21 protein-coding genes, 4 tRNA genes and 1 riboswitch are annotated in these 22,813 nt (G+C 70.2%); of the genes, 13 read left to right on the top strand and 12 right to left on the bottom strand.

What is annotated here, in order from left to right; all coding sequences use genetic code 11:
• Window positions 1-61 precede the first annotated feature (61 nt).
• A riboswitch (cobalamin riboswitch) is annotated at window positions 62-257 on the bottom strand.
• A gap of 4 nt (window positions 258-261) precedes the next feature.
• The 4 genes from Q9G87_RS40820 to Q9G87_RS40805 all read right to left on the bottom strand — a co-directional run bounded on the left by Q9G87_RS40820 (window position 262) and on the right by Q9G87_RS40805 (window position 4,302).
• Window positions 262-1,212 (bottom strand): tripartite tricarboxylate transporter substrate-binding protein, encoded by a 951-nt coding sequence (locus Q9G87_RS40820; RefSeq protein WP_305921960.1) that lies wholly within the window; start codon window positions 1,210-1,212, stop codon window positions 262-264.
• A gap of 127 nt (window positions 1,213-1,339) precedes the next feature.
• Window positions 1,340-2,131, bottom strand: a complete 792-nt coding sequence (locus Q9G87_RS40815; RefSeq protein ID WP_305921959.1) for an SAM-dependent methyltransferase — start codon at window positions 2,129-2,131, stop codon at window positions 1,340-1,342.
• A gap of 60 nt (window positions 2,132-2,191) precedes the next feature.
• Window positions 2,192-4,012 carry a glutamine--fructose-6-phosphate transaminase (isomerizing) gene (gene glmS / locus Q9G87_RS40810; RefSeq protein WP_305921958.1) on the bottom strand — a complete coding sequence of 607 codons (1,821 nt, stop codon included), beginning with the start codon at window positions 4,010-4,012 and terminating at the stop codon, window positions 2,192-2,194.
• A gap of 14 nt (window positions 4,013-4,026) precedes the next feature.
• Window positions 4,027-4,302, bottom strand: a complete 276-nt coding sequence (locus tag Q9G87_RS40805) for a hypothetical protein (protein ID WP_305921957.1) — start codon at window positions 4,300-4,302, stop codon at window positions 4,027-4,029.
• A gap of 185 nt (window positions 4,303-4,487) precedes the next feature.
• Between Q9G87_RS40805 and Q9G87_RS40800 the strand changes: the two genes are divergently transcribed.
• The 6 genes from Q9G87_RS40800 (at window position 4,488) to Q9G87_RS40775 (ending at window position 7,738) form a co-directional block, all read left to right on the top strand.
• Window positions 4,488-6,821, top strand: coding sequence for an N-acetylmuramoyl-L-alanine amidase (locus Q9G87_RS40800; protein ID WP_305921956.1), 2,334 nt, complete (start codon window positions 4,488-4,490; stop codon window positions 6,819-6,821).
• A gap of 91 nt (window positions 6,822-6,912) precedes the next feature.
• Window positions 6,913-6,984, top strand: a tRNA-Gly gene (locus Q9G87_RS40795).
• A gap of 15 nt (window positions 6,985-6,999) precedes the next feature.
• Window positions 7,000-7,070, top strand: a tRNA-Cys gene (locus tag Q9G87_RS40790).
• A gap of 50 nt (window positions 7,071-7,120) precedes the next feature.
• Window positions 7,121-7,192: transfer RNA gene (locus Q9G87_RS40785), tRNA-Gly, on the top strand.
• A 19-nt stretch (window positions 7,193-7,211) separates the two neighbouring features.
• Window positions 7,212-7,286 (top strand) — tRNA-Val (locus Q9G87_RS40780).
• Between the two features lie 311 nt (window positions 7,287-7,597).
• Entirely contained in the window at window positions 7,598-7,738 is a 141-nt protein-coding gene (locus Q9G87_RS40775) for a hypothetical protein (protein WP_305921955.1), read from the top strand.
• Between the two features lie 195 nt (window positions 7,739-7,933).
• Here the strand turns inward: Q9G87_RS40775 and Q9G87_RS40770 are convergent, their stop codons facing one another.
• The gene (locus Q9G87_RS40770; protein WP_305921954.1) at window positions 7,934-8,314 is read right to left on the bottom strand and encodes a VOC family protein; all 381 of its coding nucleotides are present in this window, start codon (window positions 8,312-8,314) and stop codon (window positions 7,934-7,936) included.
• A gap of 174 nt (window positions 8,315-8,488) precedes the next feature.
• On the opposite strand from Q9G87_RS40770, the gene Q9G87_RS40765 reads away from it, so the two are divergent.
• A complete protein-coding gene (locus Q9G87_RS40765) occupies window positions 8,489-9,334 on the top strand; it encodes a mechanosensitive ion channel family protein (RefSeq protein WP_371825903.1) in 846 nt (281 codons plus the stop codon).
• Window positions 9,335-9,475: 141 nt separating this feature from the next.
• On the opposite strand, the gene Q9G87_RS40760 is transcribed toward Q9G87_RS40765, so the two are convergent.
• A complete protein-coding gene (locus Q9G87_RS40760; RefSeq protein ID WP_305921952.1) occupies window positions 9,476-9,742 on the bottom strand; it encodes a DUF6401 family natural product biosynthesis protein in 267 nt (88 codons plus the stop codon).
• Between the two features lie 72 nt (window positions 9,743-9,814).
• Window positions 9,815-10,978: a 4-hydroxybenzoate 3-monooxygenase gene (gene pobA, locus Q9G87_RS40755; RefSeq protein ID WP_305921951.1), complete on the bottom strand. Its 1,164-nt coding sequence runs from the start codon at window positions 10,976-10,978 to the stop codon at window positions 9,815-9,817.
• An 82-nt stretch (window positions 10,979-11,060) separates the two neighbouring features.
• On the opposite strand from pobA, the gene Q9G87_RS40750 reads away from it, so the two are divergent.
• On the top strand, window positions 11,061-11,828 hold the full coding sequence (locus Q9G87_RS40750) for an IclR family transcriptional regulator (RefSeq protein ID WP_305921950.1): 768 nt from the start codon (window positions 11,061-11,063) through the stop codon (window positions 11,826-11,828).
• Here Q9G87_RS40750 and Q9G87_RS40745 read toward each other — a convergent pair.
• Complete coding sequence (locus Q9G87_RS40745; RefSeq protein WP_305921949.1) at window positions 11,797-13,563, bottom strand: thiamine pyrophosphate-dependent enzyme; 1,767 nt, start codon at window positions 13,561-13,563, stop codon at window positions 11,797-11,799. The two genes, Q9G87_RS40750 and Q9G87_RS40745, sit on opposite strands and share 32 nt — an antisense overlap.
• A gap of 67 nt (window positions 13,564-13,630) precedes the next feature.
• Between Q9G87_RS40745 and Q9G87_RS40740 the strand changes: the two genes are divergently transcribed.
• A complete protein-coding gene (locus Q9G87_RS40740) occupies window positions 13,631-14,524 on the top strand; it encodes an SDR family oxidoreductase (protein WP_305921948.1) in 894 nt (297 codons plus the stop codon).
• 181 nt (window positions 14,525-14,705) lie between these two features.
• Here Q9G87_RS40740 and ligD read toward each other — a convergent pair whose 3' ends face one another.
• The 4 genes from ligD to Q9G87_RS40720 form a co-directional block, all read right to left on the bottom strand.
• On the bottom strand, window positions 14,706-15,911 hold the full coding sequence (ligD, locus tag Q9G87_RS40735; protein WP_305921947.1) for a non-homologous end-joining DNA ligase: 1,206 nt from the start codon (window positions 15,909-15,911) through the stop codon (window positions 14,706-14,708).
• A 38-nt stretch (window positions 15,912-15,949) separates the two neighbouring features.
• Window positions 15,950-17,248, bottom strand: coding sequence for a type II toxin-antitoxin system HipA family toxin (locus Q9G87_RS40730; protein WP_305921946.1), 1,299 nt, complete (start codon window positions 17,246-17,248; stop codon window positions 15,950-15,952).
• Window positions 17,248-17,517, bottom strand: coding sequence for a helix-turn-helix domain-containing protein (locus Q9G87_RS40725; RefSeq protein ID WP_305922005.1), 270 nt, complete (start codon window positions 17,515-17,517; stop codon window positions 17,248-17,250). Before Q9G87_RS40725 ends, Q9G87_RS40730 begins: the two co-directional genes overlap by 1 nt.
• 183 nt (window positions 17,518-17,700) lie before the next feature.
• Window positions 17,701-18,450, bottom strand: coding sequence for a crotonase/enoyl-CoA hydratase family protein (locus Q9G87_RS40720; protein ID WP_305921945.1), 750 nt, complete (start codon window positions 18,448-18,450; stop codon window positions 17,701-17,703).
• A gap of 212 nt (window positions 18,451-18,662) precedes the next feature.
• Between Q9G87_RS40720 and Q9G87_RS40715 the strand changes: the two genes are divergently transcribed.
• The 4 genes from Q9G87_RS40715 to Q9G87_RS40700 are packed head-to-tail and all read left to right on the top strand — an operon-like array spanning window position 18,663 to window position 22,687.
• On the top strand, window positions 18,663-19,763 hold the full coding sequence (locus Q9G87_RS40715) for a sensor histidine kinase (RefSeq protein WP_305921944.1): 1,101 nt from the start codon (window positions 18,663-18,665) through the stop codon (window positions 19,761-19,763).
• The gene (locus tag Q9G87_RS40710) at window positions 19,760-20,437 is read left to right on the top strand and encodes a response regulator (protein ID WP_305921943.1); all 678 of its coding nucleotides are present in this window, start codon (window positions 19,760-19,762) and stop codon (window positions 20,435-20,437) included. Before Q9G87_RS40715 ends, Q9G87_RS40710 begins: the two co-directional genes overlap by 4 nt.
• Window positions 20,438-20,495: 58 nt before the next feature.
• Complete coding sequence (locus Q9G87_RS40705) at window positions 20,496-21,974, top strand: ArnT family glycosyltransferase (RefSeq protein WP_305921942.1); 1,479 nt, start codon at window positions 20,496-20,498, stop codon at window positions 21,972-21,974.
• Between the two features lie 11 nt (window positions 21,975-21,985).
• Complete coding sequence (locus Q9G87_RS40700; RefSeq protein WP_305921941.1) at window positions 21,986-22,687, top strand: polyprenol monophosphomannose synthase; 702 nt, start codon at window positions 21,986-21,988, stop codon at window positions 22,685-22,687.
• Window positions 22,688-22,813 lie beyond the last annotated feature (126 nt).

The raw sequence follows: 22,813 nt of genomic DNA, 5'->3' as shown, positions 1-22,813 counted from the left end.
GTGAGGGCAGCGCGAGAGCACGGCGGGTCCCCGTCGCTCCGCGGCCCTCCCTCGAGGCCATGGACACTGCACGCCACTGGCAGGTCTTCGGGCTCGCGGGCGCGCTCAAAGGCTCCTAATGGCCGTCGCTTCCCAGATCGCTCCAGTGCTCATGACGGCGGTCGTTCCCGCTCACCGCTGCGGGGCAGCCCCGGAATCGCACCGGGTTCCCTTTTGCTTCGCCTCCGGGGAGGCGAACCAGCGACGATCAGGATCCTACATCTAGTGGCCGTTCCCGCAACTACCCCAGCATGTTGTGGCTTTGGTCGCGTCCACGAGGCCGAGGTCCCGCAGGACGGCGCGGGTGCGCTCCACCTCGGAGCCGAGCCATCGCGCGAAGTCGTCGCCGCTGAGCGGGATCGAGATCCAGCCGGCCGCCCGGCAGGCGGCCCGCCAGCCGGGCGAGCCGGTGACGTCCTCGCACATGCGAATGGCCGATGCGCGGCTCTCCTCCGGCATGTCGTCGGGCCCGAAGGCCGCCGTCCAGTCGGCGAAGTCCACGCGTACGCCGGACTCCAGCAACGTCGGCACGTCGAAGTCGGGCACCCGGACGGCGGAGGAGACCGCCAGCGCCCGCACCCGGCCTTGGCCGATGCTCCCACGCCAGTCCGGGAGCAGCCCGGCGGCGGCCGAGGCCTTGCCGGACAGCAGCGCGATCATGGCCTCCTGGCTGCTGGGGTAGCCGGTGTAGTCGACCTGCCTGGTGTCCGCGCCGAGCCCCTTGGCGATCAGTCCGAACAGCAGGTGGTCGGGCGCCCCCTCCGGCCCGCCCGCCAGCGGCGTCTGGCCCGGCCGGGCCAGCAGGTGGGCGCCGAAGTCGGCGAAGTCCTTGAAGCGGGAGTTCGCGGGCACGACCACGACCTCCACGTCGCCGGCCAGCCTGGACAGCGGCGTGGCGGTGTCGAGCAGCGTCTCGGCATTGTTCAGCTCGGCGGCGGCCAGCGCGGGCAGGCCGGTCACGGTGATCCTCGTCCCGGTGCCGGTCTCGTATCCGGAGGTGCGGGCCGCGCCGGCGAACGCCTGCCCGACCCGGTCCCAGCGGCGCCCGCCCGGGTTGATCGAGAACTCGGCCCGCCGCCCCGCCCCGGCGCCGCCGGTGACGTGCCCGGTCCCGCAGCCGGCCGCGATCGCGGCCACGCCCAGCCCCCATGCGACGAACCGCCGACGGCGCATGTGCCTCTCCTTCGCCCGACCCCTCCTTACCCTAAGTTATTCACCCATTACAGAGAGATGCACACGTACGTGTTGAGATCGCGCCGAAGATAGATGCTGAAATAGCGGGATTAATTCGGTCAAACAGCTACTTTTTCGCTGCTACCTTTTTCGCCACGCCCGCCATCAGTGACGACGGCAACGACCAGTCCCCCACCAGTTTGGGCCGGTCAGGACGCCAGTCGACGGCTTGCACCAGCCCCGGCGGCTCCAGCGCGAAATCGCCGAAGAACGCGCGGATCTCGGCGGGCGTACGATCGCCGCCACTCGCCGCCGGGCCCTGCGGCCGCTCCTCCTCCAGCCGTCCTCGGGTGGTGGCGTGGGTGATCACGAGATGGCTGCCGGGGGGCATCCGCTCGCGCAGCGCGGCCACCGCCCGCTGCGGCTGCGCGGAGTCGGGCAGGAAGTGCAGGATCGACACCAGCAGCACCCCGACCGGCTCGGCCAGGTCGAGGAACCGCCCGGCCTGGGCAAGCACGTCATCGGGGTCCAGCAGGTCGGCCTCGACCACGACGGCCCTGCCCGGAGCTCGCGGAGCTCGTGCTTCGGCGAGCTCCGCGAGCAGGGCCTTGGCGTGCGTGGCGACCACCGGGTCGTGGTCGACGTAGACGACCCGGGCCTCGGGTGCGACCTCGTGCGCGCTGCCCTGGGTCGGCAGCCCGCTGCCCAGGTCGAGGAACTGGTGTACTCCGGCGGCGGCCACGTACCGAACGGCACGCTGCAGGAAGGCCCGGTTGGCGCGGGCCAGCGGGACCGCCTCCGGGATCAGCTCCGCGAGCTGCTCGATGGCCTCCCGGTCGACCGCGTAGTTGGCCGACCCGCCGAGCATGTAGTCGTACATGCGTGCGGGATTAGGCCTGTGTTGGTCGAACGGCCGCACACCACTGAATTTATGTCGTTCGCAGCGGAATAACGAGCTTTGCGGCTGAATTAGAGCCGATTACTCGACAGTTACGCTCTTTGCAAGATTGCGCGGCTTGTCCACATCGCGTTCGAGCGCGACCGCGGCGTGGTAGGCGAGCAGCTGGAGCGGGATCGTGAGCAGGATCGGGTCGAGCTCGATCTCGTTCTTGGGGATCACGATCACGTCGTCGGCCAGCTTGTGCTCGGGCTCGCGGTGGCCCACCATCAGCACCCGGCCGCCGCGGGTGCGGATCTCGCCGAGCGTGGTGAGGTTCTTGTCGAGCAGCTCGTCGTCGGGGACGATCGCGACCGTGGGCATGTCGGGGCCGATCAACGCGAGCGGGCCGTGCTTGAGCTCGCTGGCCGGGTAGGCCTCGGCGTGCACGTACGAGATCTCCTTGAGCTTCTGCGCGCCCTCCCTGGCCACCGGGTAGCCGCGCACGCGGCCGACGAACATCATGCTCGGGTGCTCGGCGTATTTGCGCGCCAGCTCGGCGATCTTGTCGCCCTGGGTGAGGATCTCCTCGATCTGCCCCGGCAGCCGGCGCAGGCCCTCCACGATGCGCCGCCCGTCGGCCGGCGACAGGTCGCGCACCCGGCCCAGGTGCAGCGCGAGCAGCGCGAACGCGATCGCGGTCGAGGTGAACGCCTTGGTCGAGGCGACGGAGACCTCCGGCCCTGCGTGCAGGTAGATGCCGCCGTCCACCTCGCGGGCGATGGCGCTGCCCACGGCGTTGACGATGCCGATGACCCGGCCGCCCTTGCGCTTGAGCTCCTGCACGGCGGCGAGCGTGTCGTAGGTCTCGCCCGACTGGCTGATCGCGACGTAGAGCGTGTCGGGGTCGACGACCGGGTTGCGGTAGCGGAACTCGCTGGCCGGCTCGGCGTCGGACGGGATGCGCGCCAGCTCCTCGATGAGCTGCGCGCCGATCTGCCCCGAGTAGTACGCCGAACCGCAGCCGATGATCTTCACACGCCGGAAGCCGCGCGTCTCACGGGCGTCCATGTTGAGCCCGCCCAGGTGGGCCACGTGGAAGCGCTCGTCGAGCCGGCCGCTCATCGTGCGGGTGATCGTCTCGGGCTGCTCGGAAATCTCCTTGAGCAGGTAGTGCTCGTAGCCGCCGGTGTCGTAGTGGCCGGCGTCCCAGTCGACGGTCAGCGGCTCCTTGGCCGTCTCGCGGGCGTCGCTGGCGAAGGTGTGGAAGCCGTCGGCCTTGAGCACGGCCAGCTCGCCGTCCTCCAGGTGCACGACCTGGCGGGTGTAGCGGACCAGGGCGGCCACGTCGGAGGCGGCGAACATCTCCTTCTCGCCGATGCCGAGCACGATCGGGCTGCCGTTGCGCGCCACGACCACCTCGCCGGGCCGCTCGGCGTCGATGACCGCGATGCCGTAGGTGCCGACGATGCTCTTGAGCGTCTTCCTGACCGCCTCCTCCAGGGAGTCGTTCTCGTCGACGGCGTGGGCGATCAGGTGGGCGAGCACCTCAGTGTCGGTCTCCGAGGCGAACTCGACACCGTCAGCGATCAGCTTGGCGCGCAGCTCGCCGGCGTTTTCGATGATGCCGTTGTGCACGACCGCGATGCGCTGGTCGGCCGACAGGTGCGGGTGGGCGTTCTCATCGCTGGGCACGCCGTGCGTGGCCCATCGGGTGTGCCCGATGCCCAGGCCGCCCTTGAACCGCGTGGGCACGACCTTGGCCAGGTCGGCCACCCGGCCCTTGCACTTGCGGACCTTCAGCCCTTTGTTGGACACCACGATCCCCGCCGAATCGTAGCCCCGGTACTCAAGCCGCTGCATGCCCTCCAGCAGGATGGGCGCTGCGTCCTTGGGGCCTACGTAGGCCACGATTCCGCACATCGAGGTCCTCCTCTTTATCCGTAAACGATTCTGCGAAGCTGCCGGAGCGACAGCTCTGGGGCGGCCACGCGGCGGCCGCGTAACTCGGCGGCGATCCTGGGGAAGATCTCGTCGTTGGTGAGACCGCGGGACTTCAGCTCGCCGTGGCGGCGGCGGACGTACTCCTCGACGGACTCGAAGAAGTACGACAGCACGTCGGCGACCACGCGGGCGGCCTCTCCAGGCCCCAGCGGGCTCGTCCTGGTGAGGTGCGCGATGAGATCTTCGTACGGATGTCGTGCCGTGGACACAGAGGAGGACACTACGGCTCTGGAACGAGACACGCCAACATCCTGCCCGATATCGGGCAGGATTTAACTCCGCCACGCGGTATGAACAGCGACCTCATCCGTATCACCTGTCCCGTCTGACACATCCCTTTCTGGGAACAGTTACGCTGAGTAGTCAGATCGTGACGTTGCACGGGGGAGATGTCATGCAGATCTTGCTCGCCGCCATCCTTGCCGCCGGTGTGCTCACCGCGCCCGGGGAGGACCTCGCCTCGGGGCGGCAGCACGATTTCGTGGCCGCCGCCCGCGAATTCGGGGTGCCGGTGAGCGTGCTGCTCGGGGTCGCGTACCTGGGGTCCCGGTGGGACACGCACGGAGGGTGGCCGAGCACCGCCGGCGGATACGGGCCGATGCACCTCGTGGACGCGATCCCCACCGGCTCTACTGTGATCGGCGACGCACTGGGAGACGCCCGGGGGGACGAGGCCCGGCCGATGCCGCCACACCGGGGCCGGTCCACCGCAGCGCCGCCCGCCGCGGCGCTGCGGACCGCCCATGCGGCGCCACGGACGATCCAGACTGCGCCGCGGACGGTCCAGGCGACGCCGCGGACCACGCTGCCCGAGGCGGGGCGGCTGGCCGGCGTGGAGCCGGCCCGGCTGCGGACCGACCCTTCCGCGAACATCCGCGCCGGCGCCGCCCTGCTCGCTTCCTACCAGCACCGCCCCAGCACCGACCCGGCCGACTGGTACGACGCGATCGCCCGATACTCGGGAGCGGAGGACCCGGCAGCGGCGCGGGAGTTCGCCGACGAGGTGTTCGCGGTGATCCAGGAGGGGATGCTGCGCCGCACCGACGACGGGCACGTGGTGCGGCTGGACCCCGTACCGGGCCTGCGTGTTCCGTACACCGGCACGGAGGCCCAGTCCTCCGGCGCCGGCGAGGGCGCCCAGCCGGCGGCGGGCTATCCACCGCTGCCGGACGTCAATGACCAGCAGGCGGCAGGCGACACCCCGCAGACGGCAGCCGGCACCCGGCCGGTCGGCGGGGCCGACGGGCAGCCCGTCCTCGGTGCGGACGGCGACGGGCTGCCGTCCATGAACAGCGCTCCCCTGTCCCAGGATTGGTCTGCCGAGCAGGCGGAACCGCCGGTGGAAAGGCCCGCGACGGCGGAGTGCCCGGCCTCCCTCGCCTGCGCCTGGATGCCCGCCGCCTACCAGCGCTTCGGCAAGAAGAACAACAGGGACTACGGCAACCACGACCGCCTGCTGCGCCCCCGATCCGTCGACTACATCGTCATCCACGACACGGAAGGCACCTTCCAGGGCATCCCCGCCATGATCGGCGACCCGAAGTACGTGAGCTGGCACTACACGATCCGCTCCCGTGACGGACATGTCGCCCAGCACGTGGCGACGAGGGACATCGCCTGGCATGCGGGCAACTGGGACGTCAACACCCGTTCCATCGGCATTGAACACGAGGGGTACCTGGCGAAGGGCGGGTCGTGGTACACGGAGGCGATGTACCGGGCGTCCGCCAAGCTCGTCCGTTATCTGGCCGACAAGTACGGCATCCCACTCGATCGCGCCCACATCCTGGGCCACGACAACGTCCCGGGCAGCACCCCCAAGTCCGTCGCCGGCATGCACAACGACCCCGGCCCCTACTGGGACTGGGCCCACTACTTCGACCTGATGGGCAGTCCGCTCACGGCCGTGAAGGGCGGCGACTCCGTCATGATCCGCCCGTCGTACGAGACCAACCGCCCTCGCTTCACCGGCTGCCTCGCCACCAAGAGCGACCAGGCCCCCGCCGCCAAGAACGCCCAGGGCCCCACCGCCCAGAGCGCCCCGGGCCTCGCCGTTCCCATGAGCGACCAGGGCCCCGCCGCTCCCCGAGGCGGCCAGGGCATCGCCGCCCCTCAAGGCGGCCAGGGCCTCGCCAACGCCCAAGGCGCCCAGGGCCCCGCCACCACCAGCGGCCCGGACTGCCCGCCGCACGGCGCCGCCACCGTCTGGCTGCACACGGCGCCGAGCGAGACCGCCCCGCTGGTCACCGACGTGGGCAAGCACGTGGGCAAGCCCGGCTCCTACAGCGTGCACGACCACTCCGCCCGCGCCGCGACGGGTCAGCGCTTCGCCGTCGCCGAGCGGCGGGGCGACTGGACCGCCATCTGGTACCTGGGCCAGAAGGCGTGGTTCCACAACCCGGCCGCGAGCCCCACCGCCGTCCCGGCCAAGGGCCAACTGGTCACTCCGTTGAAACCCAACACCAAGGTGTATGGCCGCGCCTATCCCGAAAAGTCTGCCTATACGCGGGACCCTTCGTCGTACCAGCCATTGACCCCACTCCAGTACACGATCTCCCCCGGGCAGACGTACGCAGTGGGCGACACCATCACCGGCTCCTACTACGCCACCGGCGCGTTCCACCCGTCCAAGCACGTCACGACCACCGGCAAAACCCGCTACCACCAGATCCAGCTGGGCCATCGGGTGATGTTCGTGATGACGAAGGACGTCCGCCTGATCCCTTGAATTTCGCGGTGCGCACCTTCGAGTGCGCACGGGCACTCCGCGGAGACGATATGGTTTTCCAGTGGCCCGGCGCACGTCGCCGGGGGTTCACGCGGAAGTGGCTCAGTGGTAGAGCATCACCTTGCCAAGGTGAGGGTCGCGGGTTCGAATCCCGTCTTCCGCTCGGAGCAAGACTCCTGGTGGAGTGGCCGAGAGGCGAGGCAGCGGCCTGCAAAGCCGTCTACACGGGTTCAAATCCCGTCTCCACCTCGGCGACCGGCGGACCCTCCAGGATCCGCTAAAGTAAAGTGCAACGCCATGCGGAAGTGGCTCAGTGGTAGAGCATCACCTTGCCAAGGTGAGGGTCGCGGGTTCGAATCCCGTCTTCCGCTCTGAGTGATAACTCAATACGGACGATTAGCTCAGCGGGAGAGCGCTTCCCTGACACGGAAGAGGTCACTGGTTCAATCCCAGTATCGTCCACCACTCAAAGACCCCAGCTCACCGCACCCCGGAGCCTGGGGTTTCTTGTTGTTCAGGGCAGAACCTCTCAGCCCGCCCTGCTCAAAAGGGTGCCGTACCCGGTAGACCACCCACGGGAGGCCGTGGAGCCGCCGGCCTCGGGAACGACGGCCATGTCGGGACCGCTGCCGCCTCGTCACGGATGATGACCGTGCGGTGAGACGGCGCGCGTGTCGCCCACGGCGGCCGGCTCGCATCTGGCCGCCCGCCGTGGAGTTCGTCCCGCACGGCGTGACCAAGCTACTGCCGCCCTTCCTGCGCCGGCCTCAGGGCATGTGGAGCAGGAAGAGGCGGCGCCAAGTGTCGGCCAGCCATTGCTCGCCGTCACCCAGCCCGACGGCACCCTCCGCTCCATCGACGTGTGGGAGTCCGAAGAACTGTGCGCCGCCGTACCCGCCCCCGACACCGACGCTTGACCATCACCGGCAAGGTGCGCGCTGGAGGGCGGCGGGCGGACCCGGGCCGCCGCCTCGGTCGAAAGGTCCGGGCGCAGGGCCTGCTTGTCGGCGAGTTGCCCGGCGAGGGTGCGATGGGCGCTACCACCCTGCCGGTCTCAGGCGGCCACCGCGCACCTGAAGGCGGCGAGGGGCGGCGCCTGAGAGCCCGCCGCGTCACGGCCAGATGTTGGCCTCGGCTTCGAACACCTCCCTGTCGCTCTCCACGGGCAGCACACACAGCAGGTGCCCGCCGGGAGCGCGCAGGGTCCGGCACTCCATCCACTGCGATACCGGGGTCGCGCCGAGCGCCAGCAGGCGCGCCGTCTCGGCCTCCACGTCGTCGGTCTCGATGTCGAGGTGGAAGCGGGGCGCGTCGCCGACTGCCTGGACGGCCGTGACCAGGCCGGGAATAGCCTGGTGGAGCGAGATGAACTGCTCCTCGCCCTGGAGGGGACGGACGGTGGCCCCGAGCGCGGCCGCCCAGAAGGCCGCGGCCTGGTCAGCTTCGGGCGAGGGGGTGTCGATGAGAAGGGCGTAGACGCGGCTGCGATGCACGACCGCTCACCCTAGCGAAGCCGTCGAGCGACCGTTTACTCATCCCTTTCCGCCCACATGCCAACCCTCGGTGAAATGTCGCTGAACGCGCAGTTTTGGTGTCGCTGCGTGCATAGACCGTTTCGGTACGGGTAGCGCCGTGGCATTGACTCCTCGGAGGAGGAAACCGTGGACATCAACATAGGCCAGGGCATCCAAGACGCCTGGCGGCAAATAGCGACGTTCGTTCCCAGGCTGGTCGCGTTCCTGGTGATTCTCTTCATCGGGTGGATCGTGGCCAAGGCTCTGGAGAAGATCGTCAACAAGATCCTGGACCGGGTGGGGTTCGAGCGGGCAGTGGAGCGCAGCGGTGTGCGCCGCTGGCTGGAGCGGAGCAAGTACGACGCCAGCGGCCTGCTGGCGAGGATCGTCTTCTACGCGATCATCCTGGTCACCCTGCAGATTGCGTTCAGCGTGTTCGGCCCGAACCCGATCTCGGCGCTGCTGACCGCCGTGGTGGCCTGGCTGCCCATGGCCCTCGTCGCCATCGTGATCATCGTGGTGGCCGGCGCCATCGCCAGGGGCGTCAGGGACATCCTGAACGGGGCGCTCGGCGGGCTGTCGTACGGCCGCTGGATCGCCACCGCCGCGGCGGTGTTCATCTGGGCGCTGGGCATCATCGCGGCGCTCAACCAGATCGGCGTGGCCACCACGGTCACGACTCCGGTGCTGATCACCGTGCTCGCCACCATAGGGGCCATCGCGGCCATCGGCGTCGGCGGCGGGCTCGTCCGGCCGATGCAGCAGCGCTGGGAGCGCTGGCTGGGCCGGATCGAGGAGGAGGCGCCGCAGGCCAAGGCGCACGCGGAGGCCTACCAGCGCGGGCGCCAGGACGCCGCGGCGATGACCGAGGAGACGGCGCCCATCCGCACCACTCCGGGCGCTCCGTCCCGGCCGGACATGCCGCCGACGTCGGGTCCGCCCCGCACGGACATGCCGCCGTCCTCGGGTCCGCCCCGTTCGGACATGCCTCCCGAGTGACCCACCGGCGGACGTGCCTTCCGGCTGACCCAGCGTCGGACCTGCCGCACGGCCGGCCCGGACGGCGACCCGCCCACTCGGCCCCCTCCGAGCCGAGCGGGGCGGGTGGCTCGCCCGTCGGCGGGGCAGGTGGGCCGCCGGTCAGGCGGGGAGTTCGTCGTTCAAGAAGCCGAGTTCGCGGGCGAGCCAGCAGACCGCCGTCAGCCGCAGGGCCGCGGCATCGGGCTCGCCGGTGAAGGCCCAGCCGCGGTGGCGGAGCTCGTCAAGGAAGCCGAGCAGGTAGTCGCCCAGGGTCTCGCGATCCATCGGGATCGCATCACGCAGCACCGCGGCATGCTGGTCCACGGCCGCGACGAGCCCAGGCTCGCTGCCCATCCGCGCGAGCTGGGTGTCGCCCAGCTCGCCCATCAACCACCGAAAGGGCGAAGTCGCCCAACCTTCCTCAAAGAACACCAAACAACCCTAAAGCATCTTCCAAGGTCAGCTGCCATATGGCAGGCCGACGTAGTTCTCCGCGAGCGTCGTGGCCGCCGCCTCGGACGAGGTGACGTAGTCCAGATACGAGAGCTGCAGCCGCCGCCCGTAGGCGTCGTCGTCCTCGAACGTGTGCAGCAACGTCGTCATCCACCACGAAAAGTGTTGCGCTCGCCACACCCGCTTCAGGCACGCCTCCGAGTACCCGTCCAGCAGCGCGGTGGAGCCCTCCGAGAAGTACGCGGCCAGTGCCTCGGTGAGCACGCGCACGTCGGCCACGGCCAGGTTGAGCCCCTTCGCCCCGGTGGGCGGCACGATGTGGGCGGCGTCCCCGGCCAGGTAGAGCCGCCCGTACTGCATGGGTTCGACCACGAAGGACCGCATCGGCGTGACGCCCTTCTCAGTGATCTCCCCGGTGGTCAGCGTGAAGCCGGGCACGCTCTCCAGCCGCTCCTTCAGCTCGTCCCAGATCCGCTCGTCCGGCCAGTCCTCGATCCGGGTGTCGGCGGGAACCTGCAGGTAGAAGCGGCTGACGGTGGGTGAGCGCATGCTGTGCAGCGCGAAGCCGCGCTCGGTCCTGGTGTAGATCAGCTCCTCCGACGACGGCGTGACGTTGGCCAGGATGCCGAGCCAGGCGAAGGGATATTCGCGCTCGAAGACGCTCAGAACGCCCTCGGGGATGGACGGCCGGGTCACGCCGTGGAAGCCGTCGCAGCCGGCGATGACGTCGCAGTCGAGCCTCTCGCCACCGAAGGTTACGTACGGTTCGGAGTCCAGCCCGTGCACGGCCACGTCCTCCACCTCGAACCGCACGTCGCCGCCCGCCGCCAGCCTGGCCGCGATGAGGTCCTTGACCACCTCCTGCTGCCCGTACACGGTGATCGACCTGCCGGGGACGAGCTTCTCGAACGGGATGCGGTGACCGGAGCCGCCGTACCTGAGCTCGATGCCGTGGTGCGGCAGCCCTTCGCGCAGCATGCGCTCTCCGACGCCCGCCTCGACGAGCGTATCGACCGTGCCCTGCTCCAGCACGCCGGCCCGTACCCGCCGCTCGACGTAGTCGCGGCTGCGCTTCTCCAGCACCACGGAGGAGATGCCGCGGAGGTGGAGCAAATGAGACAGCAGCAGGCCAGCGGGGCCCGCGCCGATGATCCCGACCTGAGTTCGCATGAGGGAAGCATCCTGCCTCGAACGGGGTAAGCCGAGCGCCTGCTTCCACTGAGTGGAATAACTGTGTGGAATGATGACGGGCATGTCAGGCGGATCCCGTGAGCCAGGCCGCACCGTGACGTCCAAGGTGCTGGCCCTGCTCGGCGCGTTCGACGCCGCCCATCCGCAGCTCACGCTGACGGACCTGGCCCGGCGCAGCGGGGTGCCGCTGAGCACGGCGCACCGGCTGGTGACCGAGCTGGAGGAGTGGCAGGCGCTCAGCCGCGACCCCGACGGGCGGCTGCGGGTGGGGCTGCGGCTGTGGGAGCTGGGACAGCTCGCCCCGGACCGGCTGCTCGGCCTGGCGCATCCGTGGTTGCAGGAGCTGTTCGTCACCACGGGCGAGAACGTGCACCTGGCGGTCCGCGACGGGCTCGAGGTGCTGTACGTGGACAAGGTCTACGGCCGCCGCGCCGTCCCCATCGTCTCCAGGACCGGCGGCCGGCTGCCGATGCACCCGACGGGCGTGGGCAAGGCGCTGCTGGCGTACGAGCCGGACTGGTTCGTCAAGTCCTACCTGGCCCGCAAGCTCGAGCGTCCCACCCGGCACACGATCACGGAGCCGGGCCGGCTGGCCAGAGAGCTGGCGGCGGTCCGGGCCCAGGGCTACGCGCTCACGTACGAGGAGATGACGCTCGGCTCGTGCTCGGCCGCCGCCCCGATCCTGGTGGACGGCCGGGCTGTAGCGGCCGTGGGCATCGTGGTGGCCTCCCGGCGCGCCCGCGAGCTGCCCCGCCTCATCGATCCCCTGCTGAACGCCGCGGCCGGCATCGCGAAGGCTAATCCCCCAGCTTCTGGATCCGGTCCTTGAACAACGTGGTGGCGATGGCGGCCCGGTGCGGCTGCCCCTTGAGGAACGCCTGGGCGAAGTTCCTGGCCTGCTCGTAGGAGACCTTGGCGGGCATGGGCGGCTCGTTGGGGTTGACGTCCACGTCCACCAGCGCCGGGCCGTCGTGCGCGAGCGCCTGCCCGATCGTCAGGGCCACGTCGTCCGACTTGGTCACCTTGGCCCCGAACCCGCCGCACGAGCGGGCCCAGGCCGAGAAGTCGGCCTCCGGCTCGGCGTAACGCACGCCGTGCTCCGGGTAGCCGAGCACCATCTGCTCCCACAGGATCTGGCCGAGCGAGTTGTTGTTGTTGACGATCACCTTGATCGGCAGCCGCTGCTGGACGGCCGTCAGGAACTCGGCCATCAGCATCGAGAAGCCGCCGTCGCCGACGTATGCGATGACCTGCCGGCCCGGGTGGGCGTGCTGCATCGCGATCGCGTACGGCAGCCCGTTCGCCATCGTGGCCAGCGTCCCCGACAGGTAGAACTCGCGCCCGCCGCGGATCGTCCAGTGCCGGGCCGCCCAGGTGGCGACGGTGCCGCTGTCGCACGTCATGATGGCGTCGTCGGCGGCGAGCTCGTCGAGGACGGAGACGGGATACTGCGGCGCGATCGGGTCGCGCTCGGGGTTCTCCAGCGCGTCCATGTCGGCCCGCCACTGGGCCATCATGCGCTGATATTTCTCCAGATGAGCGGTGTCGTCCCGGCGGGACAGCAGCGGCAGCAGCGCCGCCAGCCCTTCCTTGGCGTCGCACACGACCGGCACGTCGGTCGCGATCCGTGCCCCCGCCCTGGCCGGCTCAGCCTCGAACTGCACCACGCGCGCCTTGCCGGGCTCCGGCAGAAACTTCGAATACGGGAAGTTCGTGCCCACCATGAGCAGCACGTCGGCGTCGTCCATCAGCTCCTCGCTCGGCCCGGTGCCGAGCAGCCCGATCCCGCCGGTCGTGTACGGCGAGTCGTCCGGGATGACGGCCTTGCCGGGCAGCGTCTTGACCACCGGCGCGCCGAGCGCCTCTGCCACGGCCAGCACCTCCTGCCTGGCGTGCAGCGCGCCCTGCCCGACCAGCATGGCCGGGCGCTCGGCGCGGTTGAGCACCTCGGCCGCCCACTCGACGTCCTCCTGCCGGGGGATGCCGGACGGCTGCAGGTAGACGGGCGTGGTCTGCGGCAGCCTGACCGGCGCGACGTGCTTGTACGGGTCCGCGTCCGCCTCGGCCACCTGGATGTCGTTGGGCAGGGTCAGATGGGAGACCCCGCGCCGCGCGTACGCCGTCCTGACCGCCTGGTCCACCAGCGACGGCAGCTGCGCGGGATTGCTGATCATCATGCTGTACTCGGCGACGTCGGCGAACACCTTGTCCAGGTGGACCTCCTGCTGGTAGCCGGTGCCGAGCACGGACGTCTCCTGCATGCCGGTGATCGCCAGCACGGGCACGTGGTCGAGCTTGGCGTCGTAGAGTCCGTTGAGCAGGTGGATGCCGCCCGGCCCCGAGGTGGCCAAGCAGACGCCGATGCGCCCGGTGGCCTTGGCGTAGCCGGTGGCCATGAAGGCCGCGGCCTCCTCGTGGTGGACGAGGACGAAGCGCACCCGGTCGCGATGGCGCCGCAGCCCCTCCATGATGCCGTTGATGCCGTCGCCCGGCAGGCCGAAGACAGTGTCCACGCCCCACTCGGCGAGCCGTTCTATCAGGGATTCCGATGCGATTCGAGCCATGCGAGCGGCCCTACCCCACTTCGCGGCACCCATGTCAAGGGTGCGGATTCGAGGGTAGAGGGGCGGCATGCGCATTTTGGTCACGGGAGCCACGGGCACGCTGGGCAGGGCCTTGGTGCCCGCGCTGGTCAAGGCGGGTCACCGGGTGCGGGCGCTGAGCCGTACCAAGAGGGAGAGCCGCGGGAACGTCGAGTGGATGTGGGGCGACCTGTTCTCCGGCCACGGCGTGCCGGAGGCCGTCGCCGGCATGGAGGCGATCGCGCACCTGGCCACGAGCGGCCGCAAGGGGCGCGGCGCGGTGGACATCCCGGGCACCCGCCTGCTCATGATGGCCGCCCGCGACGCCGGGGTCGGGCACGTGCTGCTGACCTCGATGGTCGGCGCGGACCGCGCGCCCGTCGGCTATCTCCGGTACAAGCTGGAGGCCGAGCGCCTGGTCGAAGAGAGCGGCCTGGGCTGGACGATCCTCCGCTCCACCCCGTTCCATCAGTGGCTTCAGCAGCGGCTGCGTGACTTCTCCGCGCTGCCGGTGCTGCCGGTCGACCCGACCGTGCCCTGGCAGCCGGTCCACACGGGCGAGGTCGCCGCACGAGCCGCGGACCTGCTCGCCGGCGCCCCGCAGGGCACGGAGATCGAGTACGGCGGCCCACAGGTGCTCGACACCGCGGAGCTGACCAGGATCTGGCTGCGTGCCCAGCACCTGCGCCGCGCCTGCCTGCCGGTCCGCTACCCCGGCCGCCTGTACGCGTCCATGCGCGCCGATCTCCTGACCACGGACGCGACGCCCAAGGGCGAGATCACCTGGCAGGACTACCTGGCCCCGCCCCCGCCGGTGCCCTCGGACGACTTCGCCTCCGAGCACACCGCCTCCCCCACGAGCCCGGCCACCCAGCCTGAGATGGACCCGGACCGGCACGTCTACGGCGGCGACGAGGGCTACGAGCGCCCGACCCGCGGTTGACGCCGCTTTTACACGCTCGTTACGCCTGGCCCCCTTTGATGGGTCGTCACTGGGCGCACGCATCCGCGCCTACCGCGCCATGCGCCGCATGACCGTGCGCGCATGTCCTCGGACGCCCGGGCGCCCGCGTCCCCGGCCACCCGGGCGCGCGCATCGTCAGCCGCCCGGGGCGGGCTTGTCGTCAGCCGCGGGGCGGGCCGGAGGCGCCGCCCCACGGGTCGTAGTCGACCTCCAGCGGCTCCTGCGGCGGCCGCTCCCCCTCCGGCACGTGCTGCAGGTTGACGCGGATGCGATACCACACGCTGCTGCGCCCCCGCATCCCGTCCACCAGCACGTCAGCGGGCTCCAGCTGGGCCGCCACCTCGGGATGCCTGGCCTTCCACCGCTCGAACCCCGCCATCGCCTCGTCCTTGTGTTCCGCCCGGGCGATCTCGATGACGGGCATCGTCTGCTGCCTGCGCCCGCTGCCCTTGGGCGGCTTGGGCGCGGGCCCGAGCTCCTCGGCGAGTGCCAGCAGCCCGTCCAGCGACCCGGCGTGCAGATCCATGTCCTCCCAGGGGTCGCCTATCTCGGCGAGCCGCCGGGGCACCGTGTCGATGGTGAAGAGCTCCGGCTGGCACCCGGGCACCTCGTCCCAGGTCAGCGGCGTGGACACGCGGGCGTCCTGAACGGCCCGCACCGAATAGGCGGAGGCCACGGTCCGGTCGTAAGCGTTTTGGTTGAAGTCCACGAACACGCCGTGCCGCTCCTCCTTCCACCACCGGCTCGTGGCCAGGTCGGGGGCCCGCCGCTCGACCTCCCGCGCGACCGTCTCGGCCGCCTTGCGCACCTTCGCGAACGGCCAGCGCCGCTCGATCCGCGCGTACACATGGAACCCGCGCGACCCGGACGTCTTGGGCCAGGCCACCAGCCCGTGGTCGGCCAGCACCTCCCGCGCGACCTGCGCGGTCTTCAACACGTCGGCCCACTCGACGCCCGGCACCGGATCGAGATCGATCCGCAGCTCATCGGGCCTGGCGAGATCGTCGGAGCGCACCGGATGCGGATTGAGGTCCACGCATCCCAGGTTGACCACCCACAGCAGCTGCGCCAGGTCGGTGCACACGACCTCCTCGGCACTGAGCCCCGACCGGTATTTGAGCTCGGCCACCTCGATCCAGTCGGGCCGCTTGGCCGGGGCGCGCTTCTGGAAGAACGCCTCCTGCTCGATGCCGTGCACGAACCGCTTGAGCACCATCGGCCGCCCGTGCACGCCGCGCAGCGCCGCCTCGCCGACCGTCTCGTAGTAGCGGATCAGGTCGAGCTTGGTGTGCCCGGCCTGGGGGAAGACCACCTTGTCGTGGCTGGTGATGCGGACCTCACGCCCGGCGACCTCGATGTCAGGCATAGGCTCACCCTACGCGGCGGCCCTCTCATTTTTTCGTGTCATCCGCGCCCGGCGGCACGCGGCAGGCTCAGCAGGCGGGAGACCCGCGCCGCTGCGGCGTCCACCAGTGTCCCTGGCAGTGGCCGCCCCAAGGAGCGAACCTCCGGAGCGGCTGCGGCATCGGACAGCGCATCGGGCAACGCGCGAGCGAGCTCCTCGATCCTGTCCCAAAGCTCGTCACCGTTCAGGCCGAGCCGCTCGGCGAGGCGCCGCCACGCGCTCCAGCCGATGGATTTCAGGCGGTACTCACCGCCCACCTTCATCGCCAGTTTGATCTTGTGCGGATTCATCACGTCGGGATACGGCAGGGCCGAAGAAATGTCATAGAGGGGGGCCAGCCGTACTTGATCGCCTGACAGCAGCGTCGAATAGTTCTTAGCATGTCCGTCGGTCCCGGCCAGCAACCAATTAAAGACGAGCGCGTCCACGAAAGCCCGCACCGAACCCTGCGCCTCATGGGGTGTCTGCACCCGGCGAAACAAGCCGACGATCTCCTCAGGGCCAGGGCCGCCCTCACTCTGGTATTTCTGCACCGGATGGATTCCGAGGGACTGGCATAGGTCCTCCTGATGCACCCGGACCCACACGTCGTTCGCGCGCAACCTGTCATAGCGCTCAACGACCACGGCGGTCTGGTCGCCGAAGGTCCAGACATCGGTCCGAGCCGCGGTCAGCCCCACGGCCCGGGCGGCGCGGAGGCAGAGGTGCTCGTTGACATCCTGGTCGATAAGGTCGGGGATGGCCGGCTTGATGATGTGCGTGGTGGGGATCCGCCCCCACGTTCGGCCCCATTTGCCGTCCTCGCACAGGAGCGCCACTTTGGCCTGCACTCCGGCGAGGCTGAACTGTCCTTCCTCCGGACCTGAGTGCCATGCGGCGGAGTCGTGGGTGAGGCCGCGCACTATCTGCGCGATCCCGTCCTCGTCCAGCCATTCGACGCCACCCGCATCGAGAACCCTCTCGTACTGACTCAAGGGGACGAACTGCACAGCACCCGCGCAGTCCATCCCCACGTGCTGCAGTAGAGCGACCGGGTTGGCGGCGGACACCCCGTACTCCCGTGCCCACCTGGTCAGAACGGCGGGGTTCTCCGGTAGTAGCCCCCAGAGGAACGCCTCCACCTCCAGCCCGTCGTGCGTCTCCACATGGGATGGCAACGACAGCGACAACGGAGTCGCGTTCGGCAGCCACTGCCGCACCTCCAGGTCATAGGAGAACCGGATCCGGCCCATGGCGTCCTGCGTCAGCTCACCGACGCAGATGCCGTTCAGCAGGACCATCAGCGTGCGGCCGGGCATCAGGGGTTCCTTCGTACGGCGGCGAGGACCTCATCCAGGTCGATGGGATGGCCGGGAGGCATCGCCCGCCTGGACACGGCACGATCGTTGATCTCCATGGTGAGTCCCAGCACGCCCAGCGTCCGCATGACCAGGCCGAGTTCCAGCGTGTTCCGGCCGGCCTCCAGCCGGACGATCCACTGACGGCTCACTCCGACTTCGTCAGCCACTGCCTGCTGGGTCCGGCCGAGCGCGCGGCGCCGCTCGCGTATGAGCGCGCCAAGCTCCATAGGAGTTCTCGCGTACATAGCACCTCAGGGTTGTCAGCGTTCGGCGACATCAGCCTACTTGTCGCCGTACGGTGACACCAGCATATGGGCGGCTGCGAGTCCGGTCTGCCGAACCGGGTGGCGACCACCCCAGACACCCATGGACCGTCCTCCCACCAGGGCCCATCGGTCGAGCAACTACCGCTAAATCGCGCCGAACTGGCCGTGGCGGCCGGCGCCGGCGGCGAAGCGGGCCGCTCCCTCAGCGGCATCGGGCAAGGAAACCAGGCCATGGCGCAGCTCGTTCCGCATGGCCTCCTCCTCGCCGAGCCCGTCCTGCTCCAGCACCGACAGCCGGTCGCCGCGCAGGCAGGCCTGTGGGAAGCGGGCGATCTCACGGGCCAGCTCCTCAGCATGCCGCCGGCCCGTCCCGGTGGGGACGAGCCGGTTGGCCAGCCCCATCTCGTACGCCTCCCGCCCGCCCACCGGCCGCCCGGTGAGGATCATGTCCGTGGCCCGGGACGCCCCTATGAGCCTGGGCAGGCGCACGGTGCCACCGTCGATCAGCGGCACGCCCCACCGGCGGCAGAACACCCCGAACACCGCGTCCTCCTCCGCCACCCGCAGATCACACCAGAGCGCGAGCTCCAGCCCGCCCGCGACGGCGTGCCCGGCCACCGCGGCGATGACCGGCTTGCCCAGGCGCATCCTGGTCGGCCCCATCGGCCCGTCACCCTCCTCGCCGACATGGTTGTCGAGCGCCTTGAGGTCGGCCCCGGCGCAGAACGTGCCCCCTTCACCCCACAGCACCGCCACGTCGGCGTCGGAGTCCTCGAAGTCCCTGAACGCCTCCGCCAGCGCGTCGGCGGTCTTGCGATCGACGGCGTTGCGCGCCTCCGGCCTGCTGATCACCACGGTGGTGACGGGACCTTGGCGCTCCACGCGTACGGTCATGTCGGTCCTCCTCCGGGAACGTGCGGATGGTCCTCGGGGAAACGTGCCGAGCGTACGCCGAGGCCGGGGTTCGGGCCAGCGACAAGCCGCACCGATCGCCCGCGGGCGTCGATGCCGCGCCGCGAACTGACGTGCGGTCTCTGACCGTGGGGGGATGGCGGGTATCACTCAGGGTGGATGTGCGTGGAGCCGGCCGTTCCTACGATGGGCTGGTGGTGGTGACTCCCCGCTGGCTGTTGCCGGCCGGCCTCGGGCTGCTGATGCTGCTGGTCGGGTTGTCGTGGGTGCAAACGATCATGCGTGGCTGCGACTGCGTCTGGCCGTTCGCCGGAGGGGTCGCCCTGGTCGCTGTCTGTCTCGTCATCGTGCGGGCGGGGCCGGGCCGTCCCGCCGAGGTGGCCGGTCTCCTGGCTCCCGCGGCCATAGCAGCGCTCACCGGGCTCGCGGTCAACAGCATCGGCTGGTTCATTCTCGTGCTCTACATCGCGTTCGTCGCGCTGACCCTGCGGCTCTGGCCGGGCATCGTCATCTGGCTCGCCTCGCTTTCCGTGGTGGTCACGGCGGCGTTCACCTCGCCCGACCCCGGGTGGCCCAACTGGCTGGCCGCCGTAACCCTCGTCTTCTGGAGCGGCTGGGCCGCGCGTTACCGCATCGGCGTGGGCGAGCGGTTGCACCGGGCGGAGAGCGCCGCCGCCGCTGCCGCCGCCCTGGCCGAGCGGCAGCGGCTCGCCGCCGATCTGCACGACATCGTCGCGCACACGCTCGCCGTAACGGTGCTGCATCTGGGGGGTGCACGGCTGGCGTTGGAGCACGATCCGAAGGAAGCGGCGGCAGGGATCGCCGAGGCCGAGCGCCTCGCCCGGCAGAGCATGGCGGAGCTGCGAAAGGTGGTCCGCGTCCTTGCCGAGGAAGGCTCCGATCCCGCCGTGGTCGCTCCCCAGCCCACCGCTCCCCTGCTTCACGAGCTCGTCGAGGAATACCGGACGGCGGGTCTGGAACTCGAGTGGAGCGTCGACGGTGAGCTGCCGGCGGTGAGCCCGACGACCGGGATGGTGCTCTACCGGCTGGTGCAAGAGGCGCTGGCCAACGCGAGCCGCCACGCTCCGCGGTGTTCCGTCGAGGTACGGCTGCGCATATCGGAGGAAGGCGCCGTGCGCGCCACAGTCACCAATCCCTTGCCTGACGGCCCGCCCCGGCACAATGGCGGCATGGGACTTCGCGCGATGGCCGACAGGGTGCGCATCGTCGGCGGCCACGTCACTGCCGGCCCTGAGGACGACCGGTGGGTCGTGCGGGCGGAGCTGCCGGCATGATCTCGGTGGTGCTCGTCGACGACCAGGAGCTCGCCAGGGCAGGGCTGCGCACGATCCTGCGCCAGCCGTACGGATTCGACGTGGTCGGCGAGGCGGCCGACGGCCAGGCCGCGCTGGCCGAGGTCGCGCGCGTCCGGCCGGACGCCGTGGTCATGGATATTCGCATGCCGCGCATGGACGGGGTCGAGGCCACCCGTGCTTTACTCGCCGCGGATCCGGCGTCCCGCATCCTGGTGCTGACGACGTTCGGTGAGGACAGCGTTCTCGCGGCGGCTCTGCGGGCCGGCGCGTCGGGATTCTGCCTCAAGGACGCTCCGGCCGAGGACATCCAGCGCGCCGTCCGGGCGGTGGCGGCAGGCGACGGCTGGCTGGATCCCGCCGTCTGCGGGCGTGTCCTGCGACGTTATCGTACGGATCCGGTGACCGACCCCGACGCGGTCCGGCGGCTCGGCGAGCTCACCTCTCGCGAGCTCGACGTGCTCAAGCTCATCGGCCGAGGGCTCACGAACGCCGAGATCGCCCGTCATCTCGTGGTCGGCGAGGGCACGATCAAGACCCACGTCGGCCGGATCTTCACGAAGCTGGCGGTGCGCGACCGGGCCGCCGCGGTCGTCTTCGCGTTCGACCACGGCGTGGTCCGCCCCGGGGAGCCGCCGCCTATGCCTGGGGTCTGACTCCAGGTTCTGTTCCCGGCCAGACGACGGGCAGGGCCCCATCGGCAACCGTGGAGGCATGCTTCTTCAAGCCCCCCGTCGTCAGACCACCGCGCCCGCACTCCCGGCCTTCGCCTGGCGGACCACCGGTTCCATCGCGGGCGTCGTCGTGGTCACCCTGCTGCTGATGAGCCCGTGGTACGGCTACCACCGCGACGAGCTCTACTTCCGCCTGCTCGGTCAGACCCCCGCCTGGGGATACTTCGACCAGCCTCCCCTGACCCCGCTCCTGGCGCGGCTGTCCACGGAGCTGTTCGGGGACACCATCGTCGGGCTGCGGGTCGTCCCTGCGCTGTGCGCGGCACTGCTGATCCTGATCGGCGCCGCGATCACCCGCGAGCTCGGCGGTCGCACAAGCGCGCAGACGCTCGCCGCCGCCGGCCTCGGCACCGGGATGTTCCCCCTGCTCGCCGGGCACACCCTGCTGACCCAATCGGCCGACTTCGTGTTCTGGACGGCCTGCATCCTGTTCGTGCTCCGTGCCCTGCTGCGCGGCGACGGACGATGGTGGGTGGCGGCCGGCGCCATCGCGGGAGCCGCCACGTTCAACAAACACCTCATCATCCTGCTGATCACCGGGCTGGCCACCGGCCTGCTCATCACCGCCGGCCTGGCGGTGAAGGGGCCGCGTGCCGTCTTCAGCGACAGGTGGTTCTGGTCCGGGGCGTTCCTCGCCGCCGTCATCGCGTCTCCGAACCTTCTCTACCAGGCCGTCAACGGCTGGCCTCAGCTCACCATGGCCGCCACGCTCAGCGAACCCGTGAATCGGATCATGTTCGTGCCCATGCTGGTGGCGCTCCTCAGCATGGGAGCGTTCGTGATCGCCGTCGTCGGGTGGCTCTGGCTGCGCCGGCGGCAGGAAACCCGGCCGCTGGCGATCGCGTCCCTGGTGACGATCCTGCTCGGATTGGTGTCAGGAGGACGGGCGGACTATGTCGCGGGGAGCTTGATCTTCGCTTTCGTGGCCGGCTGCGTGCCCGCCGCCGTGTGGATGGAGAGCCGGGTCGCCAGGCGCCGGAGGGCGTGGTGGGGACTGCTCGGCTCCTCGGTCATCGGGATCGTCGTGGCGCTGCCGCTGCTCCCGCTGCCGGCGCTCGGTTACTCGCCCAACGAGGTGTCCAGGGAATCGGTGGGCTGGCCGCGCTTCGTCGCCCAGGTGGGCGCGGTGCACCGGGCGCTGCCGCCGGGGACGATCGTACTCACTTCGAACTATGGCGAGGCCGGTGCACTGGACCGGTTCGCACCCGACATTCCCGTCTTCAGCGGCCACAACGAGCTCTGGTACCAGGGGCCGCCGCCGGAAACGGCGCAGACGGTAGTCGCCGTCGGGCTGCCGCCCGAGCGGCTGCGGCAACGCTTCGCGCTCTGTGAATCCGCCGGGGTCATCGATCACGGCACCGGAGTCGCGAACGAGGAGCAGGGCCTGCCCATCACGATCTGCTCAGGTCCGCGGGCTCTGTGGACGACCGCCTGGCCGGACTACCAGCACGCGAGCTGAGGAGAAGAATCATGAGCACCGTCTTGGTCATCACGCCGACCTACAACGAACGCGACAACCTTCCCGGCATCGTCGGCAGGATCCGCGCGGCCGCACCCGCCGCCCACATCCTCGTCGTCGACGACAACAGCCCCGACGGGACGGGCCTGATCGCCGACAAGCTCGCCTCCGAACTCGACGGCGTGCACGTCCTGCACCGGGAACGCAAGGAAGGGCTCGGCGCCGCGTACCTGGCGGGCTTCCGCTGGGGACTGGCCCGAGGGTTCGACCTGCTGGTGGAGATCGACGCGGACGGCTCGCATCCGCCTGAGCGGCTGCCCGCCTTGCTGGGCGCGGCCGAACACGCCGACCTCGTCATCGGCTCGCGCTGGGTGCGTGGCGGCCGCGTGGCGAACTGGCCGCGGCGACGGGAACTGCTCTCACGGCTGGCGAACCGTTATGTGCGGGTGGCGCTCGGCCTTCCCGTCGCCGACGCCACAGGCGGGTACCGCGTCTACCGGGCCGCCGCACTCGAGAAGATCCTTTTCGGCGGGGTCGAGTCGCGGGGTTACTGCTTCCAGGTGGATCTCACGCTGCGAGCCGTACGTCACGGATTCATGGTGGCGGAGGTGCCGATCACCTTCGTCGACCGTACGGCCGGCGCGAGCAAGATGAACGTCGGTGTCCTCTTCGAGGCGCTCTGGCGGGTGACCGTATGGGGCACTGGTCTCTGAGGGCGGGGATGGCGTCCGGAGGCCGCGTTCGGACCGATCATGGTGCAAGCTTGGCGCTCCACGCGTACGGGCATGCGGCCCTTCTCGGGGAGTGTCGGAGCTCGGATTCTCCTCGGGGAACGTGCC

The organism is Nonomuraea turcica, from assembly GCF_030718205.1.
Taxonomy (GTDB): Bacteria; Actinomycetota; Actinomycetes; order Streptosporangiales; family Streptosporangiaceae; genus Nonomuraea.
This window is presented reverse-complemented; position numbering and strand designations above follow the sequence as displayed.